This window comes from Xanthobacter sp. AM11, from assembly GCF_047444035.1.
In the GTDB taxonomy this organism is placed as follows: Bacteria; Pseudomonadota; Alphaproteobacteria; order Rhizobiales; family Xanthobacteraceae; genus Xanthobacter.
In genome coordinates this window covers 1,350,113-1,376,153 of the sequence record NZ_JBLAOA010000001.1, presented here as the reverse complement: position 1 = coordinate 1,376,153, position 26,041 = coordinate 1,350,113, and the positions used below count along the sequence as shown (strand labels likewise).

Annotated in this window: 19 protein-coding genes, 1 tRNA gene and 1 pseudogene; 14 read left to right on the top strand and 7 right to left on the bottom strand. The window is 66.7% G+C overall.

What is annotated here, in order from left to right; genetic code table 11:
• Positions 1-63: 63 nt before the first annotated feature.
• Positions 64-1,083 carry a putative 2-aminoethylphosphonate ABC transporter substrate-binding protein gene (locus tag ACI7BZ_RS06445; RefSeq protein ID WP_414119103.1) on the bottom strand — a complete coding sequence of 340 codons (1,020 nt, stop codon included), beginning with the start codon at positions 1,081-1,083 and terminating at the stop codon, positions 64-66.
• A gap of 447 nt (positions 1,084-1,530) precedes the next feature.
• Between ACI7BZ_RS06445 and ACI7BZ_RS06440 the strand changes: the two genes are divergently transcribed.
• The 6 genes and pseudogenes from ACI7BZ_RS06440 to ACI7BZ_RS06415 all read left to right on the top strand — a co-directional run.
• Entirely contained in the window at positions 1,531-2,109 is a 579-nt protein-coding gene (locus ACI7BZ_RS06440) for a GbsR/MarR family transcriptional regulator (protein WP_414116357.1), read from the top strand.
• Between the two features lie 119 nt (positions 2,110-2,228).
• Positions 2,229-3,803, top strand: coding sequence for a cytochrome ubiquinol oxidase subunit I (locus ACI7BZ_RS06435; protein ID WP_414116356.1), 1,575 nt, complete (start codon positions 2,229-2,231; stop codon positions 3,801-3,803).
• Between the two features lie 6 nt (positions 3,804-3,809).
• Positions 3,810-4,964: a cytochrome d ubiquinol oxidase subunit II gene (gene cydB, locus ACI7BZ_RS06430; RefSeq protein WP_414116355.1), complete on the top strand. Its 1,155-nt coding sequence runs from the start codon at positions 3,810-3,812 to the stop codon at positions 4,962-4,964.
• Between the two features lie 12 nt (positions 4,965-4,976).
• On the top strand, positions 4,977-5,114 hold the full coding sequence (gene cydX / locus ACI7BZ_RS06425) for a cytochrome bd-I oxidase subunit CydX (RefSeq protein ID WP_414116354.1): 138 nt from the start codon (positions 4,977-4,979) through the stop codon (positions 5,112-5,114).
• Positions 5,115-5,378: 264 nt separating this feature from the next.
• A complete protein-coding gene (locus tag ACI7BZ_RS06420; RefSeq protein ID WP_414119102.1) occupies positions 5,379-6,977 on the top strand; it encodes an ATP-binding protein in 1,599 nt (532 codons plus the stop codon).
• A 160-nt stretch (positions 6,978-7,137) separates the two neighbouring features.
• Positions 7,138-7,841, top strand: a pseudogene (locus ACI7BZ_RS06415) (IS630 family transposase); the annotation flags it as partial.
• 1,439 nt (positions 7,842-9,280) lie between these two features.
• Here the strand turns inward: ACI7BZ_RS06415 and ACI7BZ_RS06410 are convergent.
• Both ACI7BZ_RS06410 and ACI7BZ_RS06405 read right to left on the bottom strand, forming a co-directional pair.
• A protein-coding gene (locus ACI7BZ_RS06410) for an IS3 family transposase (protein ID WP_414116353.1) occupies positions 9,281-10,416 on the bottom strand; the annotation gives its coding sequence in 2 pieces (ribosomal slippage) (positions 9,281-10,161 and positions 10,161-10,416; 1,137 coding nt in all).
• Positions 10,417-10,479: 63 nt separating this feature from the next.
• Complete coding sequence (locus ACI7BZ_RS06405) at positions 10,480-10,893, bottom strand: recombinase family protein (RefSeq protein WP_414116352.1); 414 nt, start codon at positions 10,891-10,893, stop codon at positions 10,480-10,482.
• 256 nt (positions 10,894-11,149) lie between these two features.
• On the opposite strand from ACI7BZ_RS06405, the gene ACI7BZ_RS06400 reads away from it, so the two are divergent.
• Positions 11,150-11,812: a hypothetical protein gene (locus ACI7BZ_RS06400; protein ID WP_414116351.1), complete on the top strand. Its 663-nt coding sequence runs from the start codon at positions 11,150-11,152 to the stop codon at positions 11,810-11,812.
• Positions 11,813-12,356: 544 nt separating this feature from the next.
• Here ACI7BZ_RS06400 and ACI7BZ_RS06395 read toward each other — a convergent pair.
• Positions 12,357-13,733 carry a transposase gene (locus ACI7BZ_RS06395; protein ID WP_414116350.1) on the bottom strand — a complete coding sequence of 459 codons (1,377 nt, stop codon included), beginning with the start codon at positions 13,731-13,733 and terminating at the stop codon, positions 12,357-12,359.
• 296 nt (positions 13,734-14,029) lie between these two features.
• Here ACI7BZ_RS06395 and ACI7BZ_RS06390 point away from each other — a divergent pair, with 296 nt between their 5' ends.
• From ACI7BZ_RS06390 to ACI7BZ_RS06380, 3 genes are read left to right on the top strand one after another with little or no spacing between them, the layout of a single operon-like run.
• Entirely contained in the window at positions 14,030-14,398 is a 369-nt protein-coding gene (locus ACI7BZ_RS06390; RefSeq protein ID WP_414116349.1) for a DUF3489 domain-containing protein, read from the top strand.
• A 3-nt stretch (positions 14,399-14,401) separates the two neighbouring features.
• Positions 14,402-14,971, top strand: a complete 570-nt coding sequence (locus ACI7BZ_RS06385; RefSeq protein WP_414116348.1) for a DUF2924 domain-containing protein — start codon at positions 14,402-14,404, stop codon at positions 14,969-14,971.
• A 43-nt stretch (positions 14,972-15,014) separates the two neighbouring features.
• Entirely contained in the window at positions 15,015-16,733 is a 1,719-nt protein-coding gene (locus ACI7BZ_RS06380; RefSeq protein ID WP_414116347.1) for a recombinase family protein, read from the top strand.
• 282 nt (positions 16,734-17,015) lie between these two features.
• On the opposite strand, the gene ACI7BZ_RS06375 is transcribed toward ACI7BZ_RS06380, so the two are convergent.
• Positions 17,016-17,105: transfer RNA gene (locus tag ACI7BZ_RS06375), tRNA-Ser, on the bottom strand.
• Between the two features lie 254 nt (positions 17,106-17,359).
• Positions 17,360-19,804 carry a thiamine pyrophosphate-binding protein gene (locus ACI7BZ_RS06370; protein WP_414116346.1) on the bottom strand — a complete coding sequence of 815 codons (2,445 nt, stop codon included), beginning with the start codon at positions 19,802-19,804 and terminating at the stop codon, positions 17,360-17,362.
• A gap of 237 nt (positions 19,805-20,041) precedes the next feature.
• Here ACI7BZ_RS06370 and ACI7BZ_RS06365 point away from each other — a divergent pair, with 237 nt between their 5' ends.
• The 4 genes from ACI7BZ_RS06365 to ACI7BZ_RS06350 all read left to right on the top strand — a co-directional run bounded on the left by ACI7BZ_RS06365 (position 20,042) and on the right by ACI7BZ_RS06350 (position 25,565).
• A complete protein-coding gene (locus tag ACI7BZ_RS06365; protein ID WP_414116345.1) occupies positions 20,042-20,503 on the top strand; it encodes an Lrp/AsnC family transcriptional regulator in 462 nt (153 codons plus the stop codon).
• A 163-nt stretch (positions 20,504-20,666) separates the two neighbouring features.
• Positions 20,667-21,662 carry an HlyD family secretion protein gene (locus tag ACI7BZ_RS06360; protein WP_414116344.1) on the top strand — a complete coding sequence of 332 codons (996 nt, stop codon included), beginning with the start codon at positions 20,667-20,669 and terminating at the stop codon, positions 21,660-21,662.
• 2 nt (positions 21,663-21,664) lie between these two features.
• Complete coding sequence (gene rbbA / locus ACI7BZ_RS06355; protein ID WP_414119101.1) at positions 21,665-24,388, top strand: ribosome-associated ATPase/putative transporter RbbA; 2,724 nt, start codon at positions 21,665-21,667, stop codon at positions 24,386-24,388.
• Position 24,389: 1 nt separating this feature from the next.
• Entirely contained in the window at positions 24,390-25,565 is a 1,176-nt protein-coding gene (locus ACI7BZ_RS06350) for an ABC transporter permease (RefSeq protein ID WP_414116343.1), read from the top strand.
• Between the two features lie 19 nt (positions 25,566-25,584).
• Here the strand turns inward: ACI7BZ_RS06350 and ACI7BZ_RS06345 are convergent, their stop codons facing one another.
• Entirely contained in the window at positions 25,585-26,031 is a 447-nt protein-coding gene (locus tag ACI7BZ_RS06345; protein ID WP_414116342.1) for an RrF2 family transcriptional regulator, read from the bottom strand.
• Between the last annotated feature and the right edge of the window lie 10 nt (positions 26,032-26,041).

Below are 26,041 nucleotides of genomic sequence, written 5' to 3'. Positions count from 1 at the left end.
AGCCGGGTCGCCCCCGCGACCCGGCTGGAGCCAGCCATCACAGATCCCGGCGGACGGCCGGGATCACTTCTTGGCTTCGGACTTGCTGTCGAACCGGCGCTGCCACTCCTCAAGGATCGCCGCGCGGTGGCTGGCGGCCCAGGCGAAGTCGTTCTTGATGAGCTTGTCCTTGAGATCGGCCGGAATATTCGGAATCTTCTCTTCCATGGCCGGGTTGGCCAGGATCGCGTAATACTTGGCGTAGATCTTCATGGCGTCGTCGGAAACGGCCCAGTCGAGCAGCGCCTTGGCGCCGGCCTCATTGCCCGTGCCCTTGATGATGCCCGAGGCTTCCATGTCCCAGCCGATGCCCTCGGCGGGGATCACCGCCACCAGCGGCGCACCCTGGTTGATGAGGCGGGCGGCGCGGAACTCGAACGAGATGCCGATGGGATACTCGCCCGAGGCGGCAAGGGTGCAGGGCTTGGAGCCCGAATGGGTGTAGGTGGCGATGTTCTGGTGCAGGGCGTTCATGAAGGCCCAGCCCTTCTCCTCGCCGAACATCTGCAGCCAGCTGGAGACGTCGAGGAAGCCGGTGCCCGAGGAGGCGGGGTTCGGCATCACGATGAGGCCCTTGTATTCGGGCTTGGTGAGGTCGGCCCAGCTCGCCGGAACGGGCAGGTTGCGCTTCTTCATCTCGGTGGTGTTCACGCACAGGGCGGCGGCCCAGGCATTGGTGCCCACCCACGCCGGCGGCTTCTCATTGTCGAGGAAGCGCACGTCGATCTTCTCGATGCCCTTCGGCGCGTAGGGCGCCAGAAGCCCTTCCGTGTCGAGCAGCTGCAGCGAGGTGGCGGCGGTGCCGAGAACCACGTCCGCCTGGGGGTTGTCTTTTTCAGCCAGCAGCTTGGCAGTGATGATGCCGGTGGAATCGCGCACCCAGCGGATGGTCGTCCCCGGGTTCTTCTCCTCGAAGCTCTTCTTGTAGATGGGCAGGAGGTCCGCCTCGAGCGCGGTGTAGACCGTGAGTTCGTCGGCAAGGACGGTGCCGGCCAGCAGGCACAGGGCCGCGGCGCCGGCAAGGCGCATCATGGACTTCATCATCACCCCCCAGTCACGCATGGAAGCCTGCGGCCGCGCGCCCGAATGGCCTACGGACGGCGGTGGAAGGTCCAGCAGGCCCTTCTAAGCTGCCGGGTGCGACGCAGATGTGACGCTTACGCGATCGCCTGGCGCGCGAAATCCTGAGCTTCGGTGTGATGGCATGTTATTTCCGGGCGCTCATCCATGCCGGCGCGCCATTTGACCTTCCTGCCGGAGCGCGTGCCGCGGTTTAACTCGCGCTCTTCCCCATGGGCGGCGCGTGTAGGCGGGCGACACTTGGCGGAACGACGGGCGCCGTGGATGTGCCGCCGCGGCGGGCGGCGGCCGACGCCCCTGCGCCCGCTGCATGGCTGCCGCGCTGGCGCAAGGCGCGCCTTGCGTGCGACGCGAAATGACTATATTCAATTTTCTGAATTTTCTGAAATGACCGATAACACGGAAACGCGCATGAATCTCCCGTCGATGGTCCAGGCCTTCGTGCTCCATTTCGGAGAGATGGGCAGCCGCTGGGGCATCAACCGCACCGTCGGCCAGATCTATGCGCTGCTCTATGTCTGCGAGCGGCCCCTGTGCGCCGACGAGATCGTCGAGGCGCTGGGCATTTCCCGCTCCAACGTCTCCATCAGCCTGCGCGAACTGCAGGCCTGGAACCTGGTGATCCTGAAGCACCGGCCCGACGACCGCCGCGACTTCTTCACCACGCCGGGCGACATCTGGCAGATTCTGCGGACCCTGGCGGAGGAGCGCAAGAAACGGGAGGTGGACCCCACCCTTTCGGTGCTGCGCGAGCTTCTCATGCAGAAGCCGGCCACCGAGCAGGAACGCCACGCCCAGGCCCGCCTCGCCGAAATGCACGGGCTCATCGAGCAGTTGACCAATTGGTATGACGACGTGAAGGGCCTCGAAACGGCCCGCCTCGCCACCCTGCTTTCCATGGGGGCGAAGGTCACGCGGCTTCTGGAGGCGGGCGACAAGGTGGTCGCCCTGGCCCGGCCCCGCAGCCGGCGCACCAAGGACGAGACATAGCACGTTTCGCCACCGCACAGCCCGCCCCGCCGGGGCGCCGCATTCCCATCTGACCGCCGTCCCGGGCTTCCGGCGGCGGCCTCGCGCAGAGGACGCCGGCCAGCCGGCGGGGAGAGGACATGGAGTTCGATATCGTCGCCTTGTCGCGCCTTCAGTTCGCAATGACGGCGCTCTACCACTTTCTCTTCGTGCCGCTGACCCTTGGCCTTTCCGTGCTGCTCGCCATCATGGAAACCGTCTACGTCATGACCGGGCGGATCATCTGGCGCCAGATGACCAAGTTCTGGGGCACGCTGTTCGGCATCAACTTCGTGCTCGGCGTCGCCACCGGCATCGTGATGGAATTCCAGTTCGGCATGAACTGGAGCTATTACAGCCACTATGTGGGCGACATCTTCGGCGCGCCGCTCGCCATCGAAGGCCTCATGGCCTTCTTCCTGGAAGCCACCTTCGTCGGCCTGTTCTTCTTCGGCTGGGACAGAATGTCCAAGGTGGGTCACCTGGCCGCAACCTGGGCCGTGGCGCTGGGCTCCAACCTCTCCGCCCTGTGGATTCTGATCGCCAACGGCTGGATGCAGAACCCGGTGGGCTCGGCCTTCAACGTGCAGACCATGCGCATGGAGGTGACGAGCTTCTACGACGTGCTGTTCAACCCCGTGGCGCAGGCGAAGTTCGTGCACACGGTGTCCGCCGGCTACGTCACCGCCTCGGTGTTCGTGCTGGGCGTCTCCGCCTGGTACATGCTGAAGGGCCGCCACCTGGACCTTGCCCGGCGCTCCATGACCGTGGCCGCCTCCTTCGGCCTCGCCTCCGCCCTCTCGGTGGTGGTGCTGGGCGATGAAAGCGGCTACCTCGACACCGAGCACCAGAAGATGAAGCTCGCGGCCATCGAGGCCATGTGGGAGACCGAGCCCGCCCCCGCCGCCTTCACCGTGTTCGGCATTCCCGACCAGGAGGCGCGCGAGACCCATTTCGCCGTGCGCATCCCCTGGGTCATGGGCCTCATCGGCACCCGCTCGCTCACCACGCCCATCCCCGGCATCGAGGAGCTGGTGGGCCATGCCAAGACCCGCATCGCCCAGGGCATCCTTGCCTATGATGCGCTCCAGGCCATGCGCGCCGCCGGCACCGCGCCGGTGGCCGAACCGGTGCGCCAGGCGTTCGAGGAGAACGGCCGGATGCTGGGCTATGCGCTGCTGCTGAAGCGCTATGTGGACGACCCCCGCAAGGCCTCCCCCGCCCAGATCGAAAAGGCGGCGTGGGATACGGTGCCCCAGGTGCTGCCCATGTTCTGGTCGTTCCGCATCATGGTGGGCCTCGGCTTCTACTTCATCGCCCTGACCGCCACCTTCTTCGTGCTGTCGGCCCGGCGGATGCTGGATCGCTATCGGGTGCTGCTGCGCCTCGCGGTCCTCTCCATCCCCCTGCCGTGGATCGCGGCGGAGCTCGGCTGGTTCGTGGCGGAGTTCGGCCGCCAGCCCTGGATCATCGAGGGCGTGCTGCCCACGGCGGCGGCGGTCTCCGATCTCGGCGCGGGAACGGTGCTCGGCACCATCGCCGGCTTTGCTCTCATCTACACCGTGCTGTTCCTCATCGAGATGGGGCTGATGCTGCGCGCCATCTCCAAGGGCCCAGCCCCCGACACCGAACCCGAAGCCGGGCTGACCACGCCCCGCCTCGCGCCCGCGGAGTGACCTCGCATGATCCTGAGCGACCTCATCACCTACGACGTCCTGCGCCTCATCTGGTGGCTGCTCCTGGGCGTCCTCCTCATCGCCTTCGCCATCATGGACGGGTTCGACCTGGGCGTGGCGACGCTGCTGCCGTTCGTGGGCCGCACCGACATCGAGCGCCGGGTGGTCATCAACACCATCGGCCCGGTGTGGGAAGGCAACCAGGTGTGGCTGATCCTCGGCGGCGGCGCCATCTTCGCCGCCTGGCCGCCGCTCTATGCGGTGTCCTTCTCCGGCTTCTACCTCGCCATGTTCGCCACCCTCGCCGCCCTCATCCTGCGGCCGGTGGGCTTCAAGTATCGCTCCAAGCGGGACAGCGCCGTGTGGCGCAGCGCCTGGGACTGGGCGCTGTTCATCGGCGGCTTCGTGCCGTCGCTGATCTTCGGCGTGGCGGTGGGCAACGTGCTGCAGGGCGTGCCGTTCCGCTTCGACGCCGACCTGCGGGTGTTCTACGAGGGCACCTTCTTCGGCCTGCTCAACCCCTTCGCCCTCCTGTGCGGCCTCATGTCGGTGGCGATGCTGGTCACCCACGGCGCCGCCTGGCTGCTGGTGAAGACCGACGGCGCCATCGCCGCCCGGGCCCGGGCCATCGGCAGCGTGGCGGCGCTGGCCTCCATCGCCCTGTTCGCCCTCGGCGGGGTGGCGCTGTTCCTGTTCGTGAGCGGCTTTCGCATCACCAGCGTGGTGGACCCCGTGGGTCCGTCGAACCCGCTGCTGAAGAGCGTGGCGGTGGAGCACGGCGCATGGTTCGCCAACTATGCCGCTTATCCCTGGATGCTGATCGCCCCGGCCCTGGGCTTCCTCGGCGCGCTGGGGGCGCTGGCGGGGCTGCGGGTCCGCTCGGCGGCGCTGGCCTTCCTCGCCTCGTCCGCCTCCGTCTTCGGCATCATCGCCACGGTGGGGGTGTCCCTCTTCCCCTTCATCCTGCCCTCCTCGCTGGACCCGCGATCGAGCCTGACGGTGTGGGATGCCTCGTCCAGCCACCTCACGCTGTTCATCATGCTGGTGGTGACGGCCATTTTCCTGCCGCTCATCCTTGCCTACACCTCCTGGGTCTACAAGGTGCTGTGGGGCAAGGTGGATGAAGAGATGATCCGCAACGAGGGCGGCCACGCCTACTGAGGGAGACCTGCCATGTGGTACTTCGCCTGGATGCTCGGGCTTCCGCTCGCCGCCGCCTTCGCCGTGCTCAACGCCATGTGGTTCGAGCTGATGGAGGACCAGCCCCGCCGGCCGGACCGGCCGGCCGCCGCCCCGGCACGCCGGGGGTAGAGCGCGCGCCCATCAGCTTGCATCGCAAGCTGATGGGACAACGCATTCTCTTTCTCAAATTTTGAGGGCGATTCACCGCGCAAATTGAGTCAACGTGATCGGATCGCGTTCAAGGGACGAGCGGACCGGGGCGCGCGGTTCGGCGTGGTTGAACCTGCGCCGCGAATTGGTATGACAGGCCCATGATCCCTTGCCCCATGACCTGTCGCCCCCGCAGCCTCGGGCGTTCGCCGCAATGACGGGGAATGCCCGATGACCGCCGCCATGAAGGTGTCCATCGACCTCGGCACCCGCGCAGGCGGCGGCACGGCCGTGCTGGACCTGGAGGAACTGCTGGCCACCCGCCTGCTGGTGCAGGGCAATTCCGGCTCCGGCAAGTCGCACCTGCTGCGGCGCCTGCTGGAGCAGAGCGCGCCCTGGGTGCAGCAGGCGGTGATCGACCCGGAGGGGGATTTCGTCACCCTCGCCGATCGCTACGGCCATGTGGTGGTGGATGCCGAGCGCGGCGAGGCCGACCTGCAGCGCATCGCCGCCCGGGTACGCCAGCATCGCGTGTCGGTGGTGCTCAACCTGGAGGGGCTCGACGCCGAGCAGCAGATGCGCGCCGCCGCCGCATTTCTGGGCGGCCTGTTCGATGCCGACCGGGAGGTCTGGTATCCGCTGCTGGTGGTGGTGGACGAGGCCCAGTTGTTCGCCCCCACCATGGCCGGCGAGGTTTCCGACGAGGCCCGCAAGGTGTCGCTGGGGGCCATGACCAACCTCATGTCCCGCGGCCGCAAGCGCGGCCTCGCCGGCGTCATCGCCACCCAGCGCCTGGCCAAGCTCGCCAAGAACGTGGCGGCGGAAGCCTCCAACTTCCTCATGGGCCGCACCTTCCTCGACATCGACATGGCGCGCGCCGCCGATCTCCTGGGCATGGAGCGGCGGCAGGCCGAGATGTTCCGCGACCTGGAGAGCGGCAATTTCGTCGCCCTCGGCCCGGCCCTCGCGCGGCGCCCGCTGCCGGTGCGCATCGGCCCGGTGGAAACATCGGCGCGCTCCACCAGCCCCAAGCTGGTGCCCCTGCCGCAGCCCGGCGCGGCCGAGGATGCCCACGACCTGATCTTCACCCCCGGCGCCGACGAGGTGCGCCCGCTGGTGCCGCGCCGTCCGCCGGCGGTGGCGCCCACGGCGGATGTGCTGGCCCAGCTTGCCCGCAGCGTGCCGCCGGCCCCGCCGCCGCCCGCCGTGCCGCCGCCGCCCAGCCTCTCGCCCGAGGAGCGCCAGGCCGCCATCGACGCCGCGCTGCGCGAGATCCTGCGCGAGAGCGACGCCGGCTTCCGCACCATCTCCGTGCTCTACCAGGATTTTCTGGTGCGCTGCCGAATCCGCCGGATCGGCGGTGAGGCGCTCAGCCTCTCGGCATTCCGCCGCCGGCTGGCGGTGGCCCATGCGGGCATCGACCTGTCCGAGGCGGAGGCGGAGGATTCCCCCTGGGGCGAGGTTCTGGCCATGGCCGGCGCGCTGCCGGAGGACATGCAGGGCGTGTTCCTTTCCCTGGCCCGCGCCGCCTTCGACCAGCGCCCCTGCCCCTCCGACGCGGACGTGGCCCGCGCCTATGGCAGCCGTTCCCCCGGCCGGGCGCGGCGGCTCCTGGCCTATATGGAGGAGCGGCAGGTGATCGTGTGCCGGCTGGACGCCCGCGGCCGCCGCATCGTCGCCATTCCCGGACTGGCCTGGGAAACCGCGCCCGGCGACCCCAACGCCGCCGCCACCCCGCAGAGCGACGAGCGGGAGATTGAGGTTGCGCCAATCAACAAAAGCCACGGCGCCGACAAGGACCGCGACCAGAGCATGGCTGTTGGTCAAGGGCGCGATGATTGAAACCGGCAGCTTCAGCACGCCCATCAGCCGTGAGCTGCAGCGAAGCCTGGAGGGAAACCGGCGGCAATCGGCGCTCATACCAACGGCCATTGAGGGTGACTCTCTGGGGCTTTGGGTGGAGTGCGATCGCTGATTCCATGGTGCGGGGAGGATTCGCGCCATGGCCTGTGCGGTGAAGCTTCGGACGGACTACTCGGCTTCGGATTTGCGGCGGTTGGCCGCTGCTTCGAAACACGCCAACCAGAGCCGGCGGCTGCTGTCGCTGGCAGCGGTCCGTGATGGGATGGATCGCGCCGAGGCGGCTCGGATCGGCGGCATGGATCGTCAGACCCTGCGCGATTGGGTTCACCGCTTCAACGCGCTCGGCCCCGACGGGCTGCGCGACATCCGCCCCAAGGGCCGCCCGCCCCGGCTGTCGAAGGCGCAGCTGGCCGAACTCGCCGAGATCGTCGAGACCGGCCCGGATCGCAGGGTCCACCGCGTCGTCCGGTGGCGGCGCCTCGACCTGAGGAAGGTCGTCGCGGACCGCTTCGGTGTCGCATACCACGAGCGAACCATCGGCAAGATCCTGAAGCAGATCGGCTTCTCGCACATCAGCGCCCGCCCCCGGCATCCCGGGCAGGACCCCGAGGTCATGGAGGACTTCACAAAAACTTCCCCCGCACCCTGAACGCTCACGTCGGGCACCTGCCGAAGGGGCGCCGCATCGAGGTCTGGTTTCAGGATGAGGCCCGGATCGGCCAGAAGAACGGCATCGTCCGGCAGTGGGCGCGGCGGGGAACGCGGCCCCGCCAACCGGCCGACCAGCGCTACGACAATGCCTGGCTGTTCGGGGCGATCTGCCCGGCGCGCGGCGTCGGTGCCGCCTGCGAGGCTTGGCGCAGTCTCACCGAAAACCCGGAAACCATCACATCCATCGGCAGGCGCCAATGGGCGCGCATCGGTCATTCATACGGGCCGTTGGTGTAACTCGACACCTCGCAGCCAAAGCCATCTGGCAAGATAAGCGACATTCAGGATAGTGTGATGCTGTTTTGGCAACCAGCCTTAGCAGGAGAAATAATGTTGTGGAACTTTTTCCGCGGCTTAAGGCGAGTTTTCACAGGTCGTATAGTCAAAAAAATTGACACCACAATCGGTGATGGAGCTGTAACAATTTCGCTCCGCCTCAAACAAGAACGTGACGGAGATTTATACGTCGTTCTCGTGCGAAACGCCGGAAACTATCATAGCTACGACCCAATGGAACTAGCCGAGTTTGAAACACTTTTCACTGCCATGCAGGAAATTCGAATCGCTGCAACGAGGTCACCAAACTTGGCTATCCACTCCAACCGTCCCTAACTCGCTGGCCGACACAATCTGCCGTCCCGCCCCTTCCCGCGTGATCCCGGCAAATCCCGCTTGTGTCCACCAAGGACCACCGCGAGCCGACGCATGCGCTGGGGCAGATGCTAGGGCACGATTTAGCGCCACATAAAATATCGTTTCATTTTCAAATGTTTAGCTAGATAAACTGGCGGTGGACGCAGTCCGCTACGAACCCGTCTCCGCCAAAATTCCCTGATACCAACAATCACCGCAAACGGTGCAGGCCAACAGCCGAGAGCTGATGCTCCGATAATATCGCCTGATTTCAAAGCCATATGCTTATGTTCCAGTTCATCCTGGCTCGCGCCGCTCGGAGAACTCGCCTCAATAGCAGGGAAAATGCATTGTCATTAACCGGGATCCGATTGTCGTCATACGGGATGCGGTTGTGGTTTAATGGGACAAGATTGACGTATTCCGATTGTGACCGATCGTTTTGTGGGAATTAGTTACCGTTTGTCGCAACATGAGCACTCCTTTCCGGGATACCGATGCATATTTCCGAAGTATGATTGGGTGGTGGTCTAAGGACATGGACCTGTACGCCCCGCGCGTAGATCTGGTCTGAAGATCGAGCTTCCATGGCAGGAACTTACAATTGCCGATCTGCTCTCTCGGATGCGCTACCGCCGTCCGGAGACGCGTTGCGCGCATAGGAAGAAGGACTGGACTTACCTCGCGGGCCACGCCTTTCTATGTGCCCCGACCGCTCACGCTATTGCATCATGGACCAAGACCTTCCGCCCCTCGAAGACCTCATCGAACGCCTGGACAAGGCGGACGGACACCTCAACGTAGCCGAGAGGCGGCTGTCGGAGGATCGGGATCGGGGATTGTGGTCTGCCCGTCAGGCTGTAGCGCGGGTTGGAGATGAGGTGGTCCCGGTTTGGCGGACAGATTGGCGGCTTCGCTAAGCTTGGTTCTGGTGTGTGTCACGCCGCCTTGTTGATGCCGTCGCAGGCCGTGTGGACCTCCTCCGGCGTTCTGCCGCCGAGGGCCGAGTGGGGCCTCGCGCGGTTATAGTAACTGACCCACCTGCCGATGCCGGCCCGGGCCTCGGAGCCGGTCTCGAAGGCGTTGAGGTAGATGCACTCGTATTTCAGCGACCGCCAGAGGCGCTCGATGAACACGTTGTCCATCCACCGGCCGCGGCCATCCATGGAGATCCGCACGCCGGCGTCCAGCAGCACCTGGGTGAACCGCGGGCTGGTGAACTGACTGCCCTGGTCGGTGTTGAAGATGCCCGGCCGCCCGAACCGGGACAAGGCCTCCTCCAATGCCTCGATGCAGAAGTCGGCCTCCATGGTGTTGGACAGCCGCCAGGACAGAACCCTCCGGCTGTGCCAGTCCATGATGGCGACCAGGTACAGGAAGCCACGCCGCATCGGGATGTAGGTGATGTCGGCGCACCAGACCTGGTCAGGCCTGTCGATCGCCATGTTCCGCAGGAGATAGGGGAACACGCGGTGCTGCGGGTGCCGCACTGTGGTCTTCGGCCGCTGGTAGATGGCGGCCAGCCCCATGCGGGCCATGAGGCGCCGCACGCGCTTGCGCCCGACCTCATGTCCCTGCCGGCGCAGATGGCGGACCATCTGCCGCGAGCCGTACCAGGGCGTCTCGAGGAACTGGCCGTCGATCTCTCGCATGACGGCGAGGGTCTCGGGGCCTTCGGTCCGCGGGCCGCCGTAGAAGGCCGACCGGCTGATGCCGACCAGGGCGCACTGGCGCGTGATCGGCAACTGAGGGTGATCCGGTTCGATCATGTCGCGTCTCGCCCCCACGCTCAGCGACCGGAGGCCCGACGCAAAAAATCCCGTTCCACCACCAGTTGGCCGATCTTGGCATGGAGCTGGTCGATCTCGCCCTCGCGGGCGGCGTCGGCGGCTTCCGCCTTGCCGGAGAACACCGTGGCCATCCCCTCGACGGCCTGCTTCTTCCAGGCGTTGATCATGGTCTGGTGGAGGCCATGCTTCGCCGCCAGCTGCGCCACCGTCTGCTCCCCGCGAAGCGCCTCCAGGGCCACCTTCGCCTTGAACTCAGCTGAATATCGCTTCCTCTTCCCGGTCATCGGGCTCGTCCTTCCGTCAGGCCGAACCAAGCTTAACTCCCTGTCCGATTTTCGGGGACCACCTCACTTGACACCCCGCGCCTTGGCGCGAATACGGCCTTCTCCGGTTCGGGTCTTGATCAGTTCGCGCTCGAACTCCGCCAAGCCGCCGAGCACCGTCAGCATGAGCCTTCCGTGGGGCGTGGTGGTGTCAGCCCATGCATCGGACAGGGAGCGGAAGGCGGCGCCCCGCTCGCTCACTTCAGCCAGCACATTGAGCAGATCGCGCGTGGAGCGCGCCAATCGGTCGAGGCGCACGACAATCAGTACGTCGCCGGCCTTGAGCGAGGCGATGCAGCGCCGCAACTCGCGCCGATCTGTCTTCGCGCCGCTCGCTGTCTCAGAAAAGACTTTCTGGCAGTTTGCTGTCCTGAGGTGTTCGATCTGGCTGTCTAGCGTCTGTCCGTCAGTAGATACGCGCGCATAGCCGATGATCATGTATGCATTATGAGATTATAATTCGAGACACGCAAGCGATTGATTTCACTCGCATCGCCGCGCGTCTCAGACATTTTGAATTTCGAGATATATGCGGCCATGTGGAGCGCGCATCGATCATTTAAAGCTCCTCGCAATCAAGCGAGTAGGTGAGAATTTTATCAAGTCCATTCAGCAATCACAATCATCGCGTCTTGCCGAGGCATTACCTGGACGTCGTCTGCTTTCCGTGTTCCACAGACCGAAATCGGTTAGAATGCCCGCAGACACCGAACGGAGCGTTTCTGTCATGTGTGAGATAAAAGAAACGAGGCCTAAATGGGTCATAGCAACCCCGATTTTGGCAATAGCCTTTTTTCTCATTGCGCTGAGCTGCGAAAAATTGGCGGCAGCGCCCTGCATCGCGGGTCCTCGACCTGGCACGACTCTGAGGCTGGATCTGGCGGGTGGCCGTTACCAAGCTGCAACATATAATGCCGATGGCACGGTGCACCTGATCAGCTATGACGCAAGCGGAAACGTGACGGGCGATGTCGTTTACGCGGACAATGGATTGCGTATTCAAGAGGCACAATCAGGTTTGAAAGTATTTAATTATACCTACGAACCAGGCAACCATGTCGGACTCAGCTCCGGCCAATTTGTGGTATCAATACTGTCTGATGGAGCGCTAGTGAATATCTTTACATCTATTCAAGAAATAATGGGGCGATCTAGCACTCAAGTCGACGGCTGTACATATCCGACGGTTCAGATTAGGCGAGCCAACAAAACCATGTGGGACGTCCACACAAATGTTACGACTATGATTTTCAGTCCAGACTTGAAGCTTCCCTTAATGTCTAAAAGCATTCATGCAGATGGCAGGGTAACTGAGTTCCTGGTCAAACATATTCAAGTCAATGACGACACTAAATGACACCATCCAAACGGCCTAAGACGATCATCCGGAGGTGTGGGGCGTCGCCCCACACCTCCGGTTGTACTTCAGCGCGATACGATGATCAGTCCTGAACTTTTCCAAGCGCGGCGGCGAGGTGCGGACGCATTGCGCCCAGTCCCTAGGGAGAGTTCGGGCTCACCAGGAGCACACTTTCGCGGTCACCCGATGCGACAATATCCGATGCCCTGTGCAGGAATGCGGGATCTTCCGCCGCTATTGCCACATGCCGCGCAAACGGGCCCCAACGTCGATCCTCACATTCGGGACCGCGCCGGTCCTTACATCCTCTGGACAGGCCTTCGGCCAGGACACATGCTCGAAATTCGGAAGAACAGACTTCGGGATGAAGCGCGTGCGGGCCGCCAGAAGGTCCTTCACATGGGCCGCATCGAGGAATTTCAGCCCAGCGCCAGAAGCAGTGCGTGCCTGAGCGTCCGGTATGGGGTCGATTCCGTTGAAAAACCCTGTGCCGGCGGCGTGGCGAGATCAGTCTTTTTTGCACGCAGACGAGCCTCTCTCCTCAGGCCGCAGCCGCTCGTTCTCCACGCGGCATGAGCTTGGCGAGCTTCCTGAGGTTCTGGGCAGTTGCGGCAAGGTGGAACTCGTCCCGGGCGCCATTCGGGCCCCGCAGGCGGAGCCGGTCGAGCTTCAGGATGCGTTTGAGGTGGGCGAACAGCATCTCCACCTTCTTCCTCTGCCGCCGTGATGTCACATAGGCCTCGGTAGCGGCGATGTCCCTCGCCATGTCGCGGGCCCCTTCATGGATCGACCGCAACACCTTGCGTGGGGGTTCGGCTGGGCAACACTGCGATTTCAACACGCAGACGCCGCAGTCGGACTTGGCCGCGCGGTAGCGCATGAAGCCGTGTGGATCGACGCTGTCGCGGGTCACGCTGAAGCGGCGGCGATACCGGCGCAGCTCCTTGCCGCCCGGACAGGTGTAGAGATCCCGAACATGATCGTAGGCGAAGTCGGCGCGGCTGAATGTGCCGTCGCGGCGCGCCGACTTATCGAACACCGGGACGTGCGGCTCGATGCCGTGCTCGTGCACGAGCCAGGCCAGCATCTCGGCGGAGCCATAGGCGCTGTCGCCCATCAGCCGTGCCGGATAAAGATCGAAGCGCTCCATCGACCGTTCGATCATGCGTTTCGCCGCCAGGACCTCGGCCTGTCGGATCGCGGTGGTGGCCTCGACGTCGACGATGATCGCGTTGTCCACGTCGATCAGATAATTGGTGGAATAGGCGAAGAAGGCTTGGCCGCCGTGCGCTCCGGTCCAGCGGGCGGCCGGATCGGCCGGCGAGAGGAACTTCGGGGTGACCTCGGTGGCCGCGCCGAAGGCCGCATCGTCAAGGACGGCGAGATATTCCTCAACCGCGCGGCCGGCCGCCTCGGGCGACAGCCCGGCTTTGCCATCGACACCCTTCTGCCGGCTGGCCTCGGCCTTGATCAGGCTGGCATCGACGGCGAAGCCTTCCCCGCCGACCAGCCCCTCAGCGAGGCAACGCTGCAGCACCGTCTCGAACAGGTGCCGCAGCAGGTCGCTGTCACGGAAGCGGCCGTGCCGGTTCTTGGAGAAGGTGGAGTGGTCCGGCACGCGGCCGTCGAGGCCGAGCCGACAGAACCAGCGATAGGCCAGGTTGAGGTGGACCTCCTCGCACAGCCGCCGCTCCGAGCGGATGCCGAAGCAATAGCCGACAAGCAGCATCCGGATCATCAGCTCGGGGTCGATCGAGGGCCGGCCGGTCTCGCTGTAGAAGGGCTTAAGGTGCGCCCGGATGCCGGAGAGGTCAACGAACCCGTCGATGGCGCGCACGAGGTGGCCGGCAGGAACGTGGCGTTCGAGGCTGAACTCGTAGAACAGCGCCTCCTGCGCCCCCGTTCGCTCGCCCATCATCGGCCTGCCCTCCATCCATGAGGACAACTGAATCAGGACTTCGAGCCCGCAGCAACACAGACTTTTTCAACGGAATCGGTCAGACCTTCCCGTTAGGGATTCTTGTCGCTCTTCCGCCCGACGCGGAGACAACCAGCTTTTCCTTCGGTTTCGGCTGGACTTCCCTGCGCAAGGAAGCAGTAGTGGGTTGCGACGGCGGGGAGCCCGGTCGCGGATGAGCCCTGGAACCTAAGCGGTCCGGGGCTCGGGGTGGTGCAAGCGGACGCATGCTGCGTCTCGCCCACCGAGGACCCAACATGACTCGCCGGACCCGCACCACTCCTGCCCAACCCAAGATTGAACAGCAGAACACCGTCGCCGTTGCCCGCAAGGCCCAAGTGAAGGTGAAGGCGAAAGCGAAGACCACCTCTCGGCCCATGCCTGAGCCCGCGCCACTCCCGTCGCCGACCACGCCCAAGGTGCCTTCCGGCAAGCTGGGCACCCTGCTCGGCCGGATCGGCAACCCTGCTGGCGCCGGCATCGACGAACTCGCGGATGCGACCGGCTGGCAGGCACACACCATCCGCGCCGCCTTCAGTCGCCTCCGCCAGCGCGGCTTCCCGATCGCCCTCGTCACTGACACTGATGGCCGCAAGGCCTACCGGCTCGAAGCGAAGGAGGGCTGATCCTTGACCATCCTTGATGATGGCCTCTCTATAGGGCCGACCGGAGGCGCCTCAACGTCTCCGGCTCACGTCGACCTTTGCGCGGACCTCCCCACCCGCCTCGCAGCCCTCAGCACCATGGAGCGCGATGGCCTTGCCGCAGAGTGGCGACGCCAGTTCCGGGCGGCCCCGCCGGACCGCGTCCGGCGGGATCTGCTGGAGCTGGGCATCGCCTGGAAGCTTCAGGAGAAAGCCATCGGCGGCCTGAAGAAGGCCATCACCGCAGAGCTGCGGGATCTGGCCGAAGCGCTCGCCACCACAGGCGACATCCGCCGGGCCAAGGCGCCCCGCCTGAAGCCGGGTGCCCGGCTGGTGCGGGAATGGGGCGGCGTCACCCATGAGGTCACCGTCACCGATGGAGGGTTCCTCTGGAAGGGCAGAACTTGGACCTCCCTCTCCGCCATTGCCGGGAGGATCACTGGAGCCCACTGGTCGGGACCACGCTTCTTCGGGCTTGCCGCTGGAGGCAAGGCGACAGGGCACAACAAGGCGAAGCCGCGCATGACTGGTGAGCAGGATACTGGGGATGCGTAGGAATTCGCGATCTGGCGTCCGAGCGCCGACCACCAAGCCCTCCTTGGTCCGCTGCGCCATCTACACCCGCAAATCCTCCGAGGAGGGGCTGGAGCAGAGCTTCAACTCCCTCGACGCCCAGCGCGAGGCCTGCGAGGCTTATGTCGCCAGCCAGAAGGCGGAGGGCTGGATCGTTCTGCCCCGGATGTACGACGACGGCGGCTTCTCCGGCGGCACCATGGAGCGTCCGGCGCTGCGGCAGCTCCTCGCTGATGTGGAGGCCAAGCTCATCGACACGGTGGTCGTCTACAAGGTCGACCGCCTCACGCGTGCACTCGGGGACTTCGCCAAGATCGTCGAGGTGTTCGATACGGTCGGTGCCTCCTTCGTGTCGGTGACGCAGTCCTTCAACACTACGACGTCCATGGGCCGGCTCACCCTCAACATGCTGCTGTCCTTCGCCCAGTTCGAGCGGGAGGTCACCAGTGAGCGCATCCGCGACAAGATCGCGGCCTCCAAGGCCAAGGGCATGTGGATGGGTGGGCGACCACCGCTGGGCTACGAGGTCCGGGATCGCAAGCTTGAGATCGTGGAAGCCGAAGCGCAGACGGTGCAACACATCTTCGAGCGCTACGTTCAGCTCGGATCGGTCCTAGAGGTGGGAGAGGAACTGGCGGCCGCCGGGATCACCGCCAAACGCCATGTGTCCGCCACGGGAAATGTCACCGGTGGGGGAGTGCTGGGTCGCGGCGCGCTCTACCATCTGCTGCAGAATCGGCTCTATCGCGGCGAGATCAGCCATAAGGGCATCATCTATCCCGGCCAGCACGCAGCCATCATCGACGAGGACCTCTGGGACAAGGTGCAGGAGCTGCTCGCAGAGAACCGGGTGGAGCGGGCGGTTCGCTCCGATGCTGCTGCTCCCAGCCTGCTCGCAGGTCTCGTCCGGGACGAGGACGGGATCCCGCTCACTCCCAGCCATGCCAATAAGAAGGGGCGGCGCTACCGCTACTATGTCAGCCACGACCTGATCGCCGGGCGGAAGGATGTCGGCGGTAATGGGGACAGCGGACCGAAGCGTCGCCGCAGCTCGGCACGGCGCATCCCGGCGACCGACCTCGAAGCCATCGTCGAGAGGCGCATCACTCAACTCCTCGGGGATGCGTCGGCCATGGACACCCTCATCGCGCCACGGGCGCGGGATGTGGAGGAGCGTCGAGCGCTCGTAGCCCGGAGCATCGACCTTGCCCATCGCTGGCCGAGCCTTTCTCCGGCGGAGAAGATCGCCAGTCTGCATCAGCTGGTGAAGGAAATCGTGGTCATATCGGACGCGGTGAGCATCACCATCCGCAGCGATGCCATCCTCGCCTTGGCCCGTGGTGATGCCGATCCCCATCCGCACGACGACGGTGAAACCTTCAATTTATTGGTCCCGGCGACGCTGAAGCGGGTGGGGATGGAGATGCGGCATCTCGTCGATGCGCCGCAGGCCCACCAGAACCGCAAGCCCGATCACAGCCTCCTGCGGCTCCTCGCCCGTGCCCAAAGATTCCGGGATCTGATCCTTGAGGGCGATGGCACGTCCATCACCGAACTCGCCGCGGCGAGCGCCGTCACGCCATCCTACTTCACGCGCATCGTCCGCCTGGGGTTCCTCGCACCTGAAATCACCAAGGCGATCCTCGATGGGGACCAGCCCATTGAACTCTCCGCCCTGCAATTGTCACTGGCCCGCCTGCCGATGGACTGGTCGGAGCAACGCCGCTCGCTCGGCTTCAGGTGATCCCGTCGACCAACCCGAATCCGATCGGCTCACGCCCCGCCATCCAGCGGGGCTCTTCGTTCCTGGTCCGGCGGTCGGCGACGAATTGCGAAGAGCATCGCGGGGCAAACCGTACCACCAAAATGGCCTCGGGAGATATTGGTGGGTGATGCAAGCCGGTTCCGGTACCGGCAGCGTCTCTCCACTTTGCTGCGGGACGGGCCTCGGCACATGCCTTTGAACCTCCCGCACTATTCGGACGGGTGCGAAAAATCTTGAAAATCTTTCAAAATCAACTAGTTATGGCGGAGAGGGAGGGATTCGAACCCCCGATAGACTTGCGCCTATGCCGCATTTCGAGTGCGGTGCATTCGACCACTCTGCCACCTCTCCGCAGAGCACGGCGCGGGGCGCCGGGGCGTGTGGTTTTGCGCTTCTAGCGGAGAGCAGGGCCGACGACAAGACGTCACGTGATGCGCCGCGGCCCTTCTGCCCCGGCGGCCCACCGCAGGCTGCCGGCCGGGACGGTCGAGCGAGACCGGGCCGCAGACTGCAAGCCCGAGCCGCAAGCCCGAGCCGCAAGTCCGAGCCGCAAGCCCGGGCCACAAGCCGTGGCTGCAGCCCATCGGCCGGCTTGCGCCCGTCCCCTACACCGCCTTCAGGTGCCGCAGCGGCCGGCCGGGCGAAATCGCCTGCGCCGCGGCGACGATGGCCGCGGTGTCCAGCCCGTAATAAGCGTAAAGCTCCGCCAGCGTGCCGGTGCGGCCGAAATGCTCCACCCCCAGGGCCCGCACCCGGTGGCCCGCCACCGAGCCGAGCCAGCCCAGGGTCGCCGGGTGAGCGTCGATCACGGTCACCAGCCCGCAGTGGCGCGGCAGCGGCTCCAGAAGCCGCTCCACAAGGCTGCGCGCGCCGGTGATGCCGCGCTCGCGGGCGCGGGCGGCGGCGGTCCAGCCGGCATTCAGCCGGTCGGCGGAAGTCACCGCCAGAAGGCCCACGTCGCGCCGGTCCTCGGCAATGAGGGCCACGGCGGCAATGGCTTCCGGCGTCACCGCGCCCTGCACCGCCACCACCACCTCGCAATTGGGCCCAGGGGAGCGCAGCCAATAGGCGCCATCCACCATGGCGCTGCGCTGGGCCGCGGAAAAGCTGCGCCGCGGCTGCTCCAGTGGCCGGGTGGACAGGCGGAAATAGACCGAGCCGCCGGTCTCGTCCCGCAGCCAGTTGCGCTCGTTGGCGGCGCCCTCCTCGTCCCGCTGCACATAATCGAAGGCGAATTCCATCAGCACCGCCAGTTCGTCCACGAAGGCCGGCTCGAAGGCGGCCAGCCCATCCTGCGCCATGCCGATGAGCGGGGTGGAGATGGACTGGTGCGCCCCGCCCTCCGGCGCCAGGGTGATGCCGGACGGGGTGGCCACCAGAATGAAGCGGGCGTCCTGGTAGCAGGCATAGTTCAGGGCATCGAGCCCGCGGCAGATGAAGGGGTCGTAGAGCGTGCCCACCGGCACGAGGCGCGCGCCGAACAAAGAATGGCTGAGCCCGAAGGCGGAAAGGGTGAGGAACAGGTTCATCTCGGCGATGCCCAGCTCCACATGCTGGCCCTTGGGCGAGAACTCCCACGTGAAGGTGGAGGGAATGCGCTCGCGCCGGAACACGTCGGCCAGCGCCTCATGGGCGAACAGCCCGCGCCGGTTCACCCACGGCCCGAGATTGGTGGAGACGGTGACATCCGGCGAGGTGGTGACGATGCGGTCGGCCAGGGCGCTGTCGCCCTTGGCCAGGTCCTGCAGGATGAGGCCGAAGCCGGCCTGGGTGGACAAGGCCGGATTGGGCGGGGGCGCCAGCGCCGGCACCCCCAGCGCCGGCGCGGCGAAACGGCGCGCTCCGCCCTGCGCGAACGGCACGCGGGCCAGAAAGGCCTCAAGCTCCGCGGCCGGGCGCGCCAGGCCCTCGAAGGGCTCCCACTCGCGCCCCTCGCCCACCTTCATGGCGGCGCGCAGCGTCTCCATCTGCCCCGGGGTCATCAGGCCGGCGTGGTTGTCCTTGTGGCCGGCGAGCGGCAGGCCGAAGCCCTTCACCGTGTAGCAGAGGAAGGCCACCGGCCGGTCGTGGTCGATGGCGTCGAAGGCGGCAATGAGGGCGCCCAAATCGTGGCCGCCCAGGTTGGTCATGAGCGCTGAAAGCTCGGCGTCGGTGCGCCGGGCGATGAGGGCGCAAACCTCCCCCTGGTCGCCCAGGTCGTCCATCAGGCGCTTGCGCCAGGCCGCCCCGCCGCTGGAGGCGCCGCCCTGGAAGGCGAGGGCGGAATATTCGGCATTGGGGCAGGTGTCGATCCAGCGCTTCAGCGCGGCGCCGCCGGGCTCGGCGAAGGCGGCCTGCTGGAGGGCGCCGTATTTCAGCACCACCACCTGCCAGCCCATGGCCTCGAAAATGCCGGTGAAGCGCTCGTAGAGCCCCTCGCGCACCACCCCGTCGAGGCTCTGGCGGTTGTAGTCGATGATCCACCAGGTGTTGCGCACCTCGTGCTTCCAGCCCTCCAGCAGGGCCTCGAAGACATTGCCCTCGTCCAGCTCCGCATCGCCCACCAGGGCGATCATGCGCCCCTTGGGCCGGTCCCCGGCGAGGCCGTGGGCGTGCACATAATCCTGCGCCAGGCTGGCGAACAGGGTCTGCGCCACGCCCAGGCCCACGGAGCCGGTGGAGAAGTCCACATCGTCCACATCCTTGGTGCGGGAGGGGTAGGACTGGGCGCCGTCGAAGCCGCGAAAATCCTCCAGGCGCTGCCGCGTCTGCCGGCCGAGCAGATACTGGATGGCATGGAACACCGGGCTGGCATGGGGCTTCACCGCCACCCGGTCCTGCGGCCGCAGCACATGGAAATAGAGCGCGCACATGATGGTGGCGAGAGAGGCGCAGGAGGCCTGGTGGCCGCCCACCTTCAGCCCGTCGGAATTGGGGCGGACATGGTTGGCGTTGTGGATGGTCCAGCTGGCGAGCCACAACACCTTGCGCTCCAGCTCCGCGAGCAGGGCGAGATCCGCCGCGCCGGGGGAGGCGGCACGCGGGGAGGAGGGCGGGGCAACGGGGGGCATGGCGGTTTCCTCGGCGTGTCCACGGGGCATCTGCGGGCGTTCACCGCCCGTCCGGGCCGCAGGCCGGCCATCGCCCGCAGGGGCTTTCGGCGCGGCCCGCAGGGGCTTGCGCTCAGCCCGCAGGGGCTTGCGGCATCAGCATAGCGTCGCTGCCGGGGCAGGTTCGCTCAATTCGACCTTACCGTCGGAGCGTTTGGGGCTTATTCTGCCAGAGGAGCGGCAGGAAAGAGTGGAAACATGCGCCTCGACACCATAGACCGGAAGATCCTCGCCGCCCTGCAGCGCGACGGGCGCATGAGCATCGCCGATCTGGCGCAGGAGGTGGGGCTTTCCCCCTCCCCCTGCCTGCGGCGGGTGCGGGCGCTGGAGGACGCCGGCCTCATCTCCCGCTATGTGGCGGTGCTGGACCAGCGCAGGGCGGGCCTGCCGGTGAGCGTGTTCGTCTCCATCAAGCTGGAGCGCCAGCGGGAGGAAGCGCTGGACGGCTTTTCCGCCGCCATCCGCAACTGGCCGGAAGTGCTGGAATGCTATCTCATGACCGGCCCGCGGGATTATCTGCTGCGGGTGGTGGCGGCCGACCTCGATGCCTATGAGCGCTTCCTGAAGCAGAAGCTGACGCGCCTCGACGGCATCGCCTCCATCGAAAGCTCGTTCGCCCTGGAGCAGGTGAAATATTCCCACGTCCTGCCCCTGCCGTAGGGTCCGGCCCGGCCTCTGCCTCCGCCCTTGACCTCGATCAACGCCCTATTGCGGCACCGCACCTAGCTATGCGACCAACGGGAGTGTTCCCGACGCCCCGCGGGAGAGCGGCCATGGCCGGCTGCCGCGCGGGCATGCCCTGCCCTCGAAAGGGGTCCTGCCCATGAAGCGCACGCTGGTCATCATCGCCCTCATCGTGGCCGTGGCGGCGGCGGGCGGGGCGGGCGCCTGGTATCTCGCCTCCCGCAGCCGCGCCCTGCCGCCGGGCTTCGCCTCCGGCAACGGCCGCATCGAGGCCACCGAGGTGGATGTGGCCACCAAGGCCGCCGGCCGCGTGCTCGACGTACTGGCGGAGGAAGGCGATTTCGTCCGCCAGGGCCAGGTGGTGGCCCATATGGACGTGGAGGAGACCGCCGCCGCCCTGCGCACGGCGCAGGCGCAGGCCAGCCAGGCCCGCCAGTCGCGCGATACCGCCACCCATGTGGTGGAGCAGCGCAAGGGCGAGCTGGACCTCGCCGCCAAGGAGCTGGAACGGCAGGAGACCCTGGTCGCCAAGGGCTTCGCCACCGAGCAGAAGGTGGATCAATACCGCACCACCAAGCTCACCGCCCAGGCCGCGCTGGCGGCGGCGGAAAGCAGCCTCGCCGCCAGCGAATCCGCCATCCGCGCCGCCGAGGCGGAGGTGGACCGGCTGACCCGCATGGTGGCCGACGGCACGCTGGTGGCGCCCAAGTCCGGCCGCGTCATCTACCGCCTCGCCGAGCCGGGCGAAGTGCTGGGCGCGGGCGGCAAGGTGCTCACCCTCATCGACCTGTCCGACGTGTACATGACCATCTTCCTGCCGGCATCGGAGGCCGGCGCCCTGGCGCTGGGGGCCGAGGCCCGGCTGCTGCTGGAGCCCTTGCCCGACCGCGCCGTGCCGGCCGCGGTCTCCTTCGTCTCGGCCCGGGCGCAATTCACCCCCAAGCAGGTGGAGACCCAGCGCGAGCGCGACCGCATGATGTTCCGCGTGAAGCTGCGCGTCGCCCGCCCGCTGGTGGAAAAATACCTGGAGCAGGTGAAGACCGGCGTCACCGGCGTGGGCTATGTGCGGCTTGATCCCCAGGCGCAATGGCCGTCCTGGCTCCAGTCCGACCTGGTGCGCGAGGCGGCGCAGTGACCATGGCGCCGGCCAAGGACGCGCGCCCGGACGCCATCCGCCTTGCCGGCATCCGCCACCGCTACGGCCGCGTGGCCGCGGTGGAGGGTCTCGACCTCGCCATTGCGGAAGGCGCCTCGGTGGCGCTGGTGGGGCCGGACGGGGTGGGCAAGTCCACCCTGCTCGGCCTCATCTCCGGCGCCAAGCGCATCCAGGCCGGCACCGTGGAGGTGCTGGGCGCGGACCTGTCCAACCGCCGCGCCCGCGAAGCGGTGCAGCCGCGCATCGCCTTCATGCCCCAGGGGCTGGGCCGCAACCTCTATCCCAACCTCTCGGTGGCCGAGAACATCGCCTTCTTCGCCCGGCTGTTCGGGGAGGATGCCGCGGCCAAGGGCGCCCGCGTCGCCCCGCTGCTCGCCGCCACGGGGCTCGACCCCTTCGCCGACCGGCTCATGCGCAAGCTCTCCGGCGGCATGAAGCAGAAGCTGGGGCTGTGCTGCGCCCTGGTGCACGACCCCGACCTGCTGCTGCTGGACGAGCCCACCACCGGCGTCGATCCCCTGTCCCGCCGCCAGTTCTGGGATTTTGTCGAATCCATCCGCGCCGAGCGGCCGCGCCTGACCCTACTGGTGGCCACCGCCGACATGGAGGAGGCCGCGCGCTTCGGCCGCGTGGTGATGATGGACGAGGGGCGCATCCTCGCCGACGGCAGCCCGGCGGAGCTTCTGGCGCGTACCGGCCAGCCGAACCTGGAGCGCGCCTTCATCTCGCTTCTGCCCGCGGACCGGCGGGGCGACGGCGACGGCAGCGCGGCGCCCGCCCCGCTGGCGGCGGACGCGCCGGTGGCCATCGCCGCCCGCGCCCTCACCCGGCGCTTCGGCGATTTCGTGGCGGTGGACCAGGTGAGCTTCGAAATCCGCCGCGGCGAGATCTTCGGCTTCCTCGGCTCCAACGGCTGCGGCAAGTCCACCACCATGAAGATGCTCACCGGCCTGCTGCCGGCCAGCTCGGGGGAGGCGCTGCTGTTCGGCGTGCCGGTGGACCCCGCCGACATCGAGACCCGCCGGCGCGTCGGCTATATGAGCCAGGCCTTCTCCCTCTACGGTGAACTGACCGTGCGGCAGAATCTGGAGCTGCACGCCCGCCTGTTCTCCCTGGAGCCCGCGGCGGCGGCGGCGCGCATCGCAATGCTGGTGGCGCAGTTCGACCTTTCACCCCACCTCGACGATCTGTCCGAGGGCCTGCCGCTGGGCGTTCGCCAGCGCCTGTCGCTGGCGGTGGCCATCCTGCACGAGCCGGAGCTGCTGATCCTCGACGAGCCCACCTCGGGGGTGGACCCGGTGGCGCGGGACGGCTTCTGGGACCACCTGCAGCGCCTCTCGCGGGAGGAGGGCGTCACCATCTTCGTCTCCACCCATTTCATGGGCGAGGCGGAGCGCTGCGATCGCATCTCCTTCATGCACGCCGGGCGCGTCATCGCCACCGGCACGCCGGCGCAGCTGCAGGCGGCCAAGGGGGCGCCCTCCCTCGAAGAAGCCTTCATCGCCTATATGGAGATGGGCGGGCGCGCCGCCGAGACCGACGCCCACGTGCCCCCGGCCGCGGCGGCGCCGGTGCGGCCGGCCGCCTTCTCCCCCCGCCGCCTCGGCGCCTATGCCTGGCGCGAGGCGCTGGAGCTGCGGCGCGATCCGGTACGCCTCGCCTTCGCCTTGCTGGGCACGGCGCTGCTCATGGTGATCTTCGGCTACGGCATCACCCTCGACGTGGACAACCTGCGCTTTGCCGTGCTCGACCGCGACCAGTCGCCGGAGAGCCGCGCCTATGTGGACGGCTTCGCCCACTCCCCCTATTTCGTCGTGGAGCCCGCCCTCTCCGATCCGGCCGACCTCGACCGGCGGCTGAAATCCAACGCCATCGCCTTCGCCATCGAGCTGCCGCCGAAATTCGGCGCGGACCTGCGGGAGGGCAAGGCCACCGAGGTGCTGGTGACCATCGACGGCGCCATGCCGTTCCGCGCCGAAACCATCAAGGGCTATGTGCAGGCGGTGCACCTGTTGTTCCTGGAGGATGCGGCGCAGGCCGCCGGGCAGGCCATCACCACCCTCGCCAGCCTGGAAATGCGCTACCGCTACAACCAGTCGTTCCGCAGCGTCGATGCCATGGTGCCGGCCAATATCGCGCTCATGCTCATCTTCATTCCCGCCATCCTCACCGCTTTGGGCGTGGTGACGGAGAAGGAACTGGGCTCCATCACCAATCTCTATGTCACCCCCGTCACCAAGCTGGAGTTCCTGCTGGGCAAGCAGGCGCCCTATGTGGCGGTGGCCTTCTTCAATTTCTTCGTCCTGGTGCTGATGGCGCTGTTCCTGTTCGGGGTGCCGCTGAAGGGCTCCTTCGCCGGCCTGGCGCTGGGCGCCTTCGCTTATGTGCTCGCCTCCACTGCCATCGGCCTCGTCTCCTCCACCCTCACCAACACCCAGGTGGCCGCCCTGTTCGGAACCGCCATCGGCACCATGATGCCGGCCACCCAGTTTTCCGGCATGCTCCAGCCGGTGGCGACGCTGGAAGGCGGGGCCTGGATGTTGGGCACCTTCTTTCCCACCACCTATTTCATGCGCATCAGCGTGGGCGCCTTCACCAAGGGGCTGGACTTCTCCGAACTGGCGCCCTTCATCCTCGCCACCGCCGCCTTCTGGCCGGCGCTGCTCGCCATCGCCTGGCTCATGCTGGGCAAGCAGGAGCGCTGAGATGGCCATCGACCCGCCACCGGTGACGGCGCCCCCCTCCCCGCCCCGGCGACGCTCCAGGTTCGCCAATGTGCGCCACCTCATGGGCAAGGAGCTCATCAGCCTGTGGCGCGACCGGTCCCTTCTGGTGCTGGTGGTCTACGCCTTCACCATCGCCATCGTGCTGCAGGCGACGGGCATCAAGCACGACCTCAACCGCGCCACGGTGGGCGTGGTGGACGAGGACAATTCCGCCCTTTCCAACGCCCTCCTGGACGCCCTGCTGCCGCCGCGCTTCCAAGAGCCGGTGCCCCTCGCCCCGCAGGAGGTGGACCCGGCCATGGACGCGGCCCGCTACACCTTCGTGCTCGATATTCCGCCCAACTTCCAGGCGGACGTGCTGGCCGGGCGCGACCCCTCGGTGCAGTTGCTCATCGACGCCACCGCTTTGATGCAGGCCGGCGTCGGCGCCAACGACATCGCCGCCATCTTCCAGCAGGAGGTGAACCGCTTCGTGCTGCGGCACGGGGAGGGCGTGGCCACGCCGGTGGAACTGCAGGTGCGGATCGCCTTCAATCAGGGGCTCGAATCCTCCTGGTTCACCGGCACCATGGGGCTCATCACCAACATCACCATGCTTTCGGTGCTGCTGGCCGGTGCCGCCCTCATCCGCGAGCGGGAGCACGGCACGCTGGAACACCTGCTGGTGCTGCCGGTGCGCCCGTCCGAGATCATGCTGGCCAAGATCCTGGCCAATGGCGCGGTGATCCTGGTGGGCGCGGCCTTCAGCATCGTGGTGGTGCTGAAATGGGGGATGGGAATGGGAATCGCCGGCTCGGTGCCCCTGTTCCTGGCCGGCACCGCGCTCTACCTGTTCTTCACCGCCTCGCTCGGCATCTTCCTCGGCACCCTGTCCGGCTCCATGCCCCAGTTCGGGCTGCTGTTCTTCCTGGTGGTGCTGCCCATGAACATGCTGTCCGGCGGCTTCACGCCCCTGGAGAGCATGCCGCGCTGGCTGCAGACGGCGATGCAGGCCTCGCCCTCCACCCAGTTCGTGGCCTTCGCCCAGGCCATCCTGTATCGCGGGGCGGGGATCGAGACGGTCTGGCCGCGCTTTGCCGCCACCTTCGGCATGGGAATGCTGTTCTTCGCCGTGGCGCTGGCGCGCTTCCGCACCTTCCTCGCCGCCCAGCAATAGGGCGGGCCGGGCGCGGGGATCAGATATAGTCCACGAAGGAGGACAGGGCCTCGCGGGAGAGGTCCCGCATCTGGGCGAGGGTGTAGGTGTCGAGCACGGTGCCGATGGCGTCGCGCACCTGCACCATCAGCAGGCGCACCTCGCAGGTGGCCACGTCGCAATCCTCGCACGGCTCATAGGCGTTGCGGCTGGCGCAGGGGAAGGGGGCGAGGGGGCCGTCCAGGGCGCGGATCATCTCGCCCACCACGATGTCTTCCGGCGCCTTGGCGAGGCGGTAGCCGCCGAGCTTGCCCTTCTTGGACGAGAGGAAGCCGGCGTTGCGCAGCTCGCCCAGGATGACGTCCAGGAACTTCTTCGGGATCTGCTCGGCCTCGGCGATATCCGCCACCTGCGTGGAGCCGCCCGGCGGCAGGCGCGCCAGATGGACCGCCGCCTTGAGGCCGTACTTTCCCTTTTTCGTCAGCATTCCGCACCCT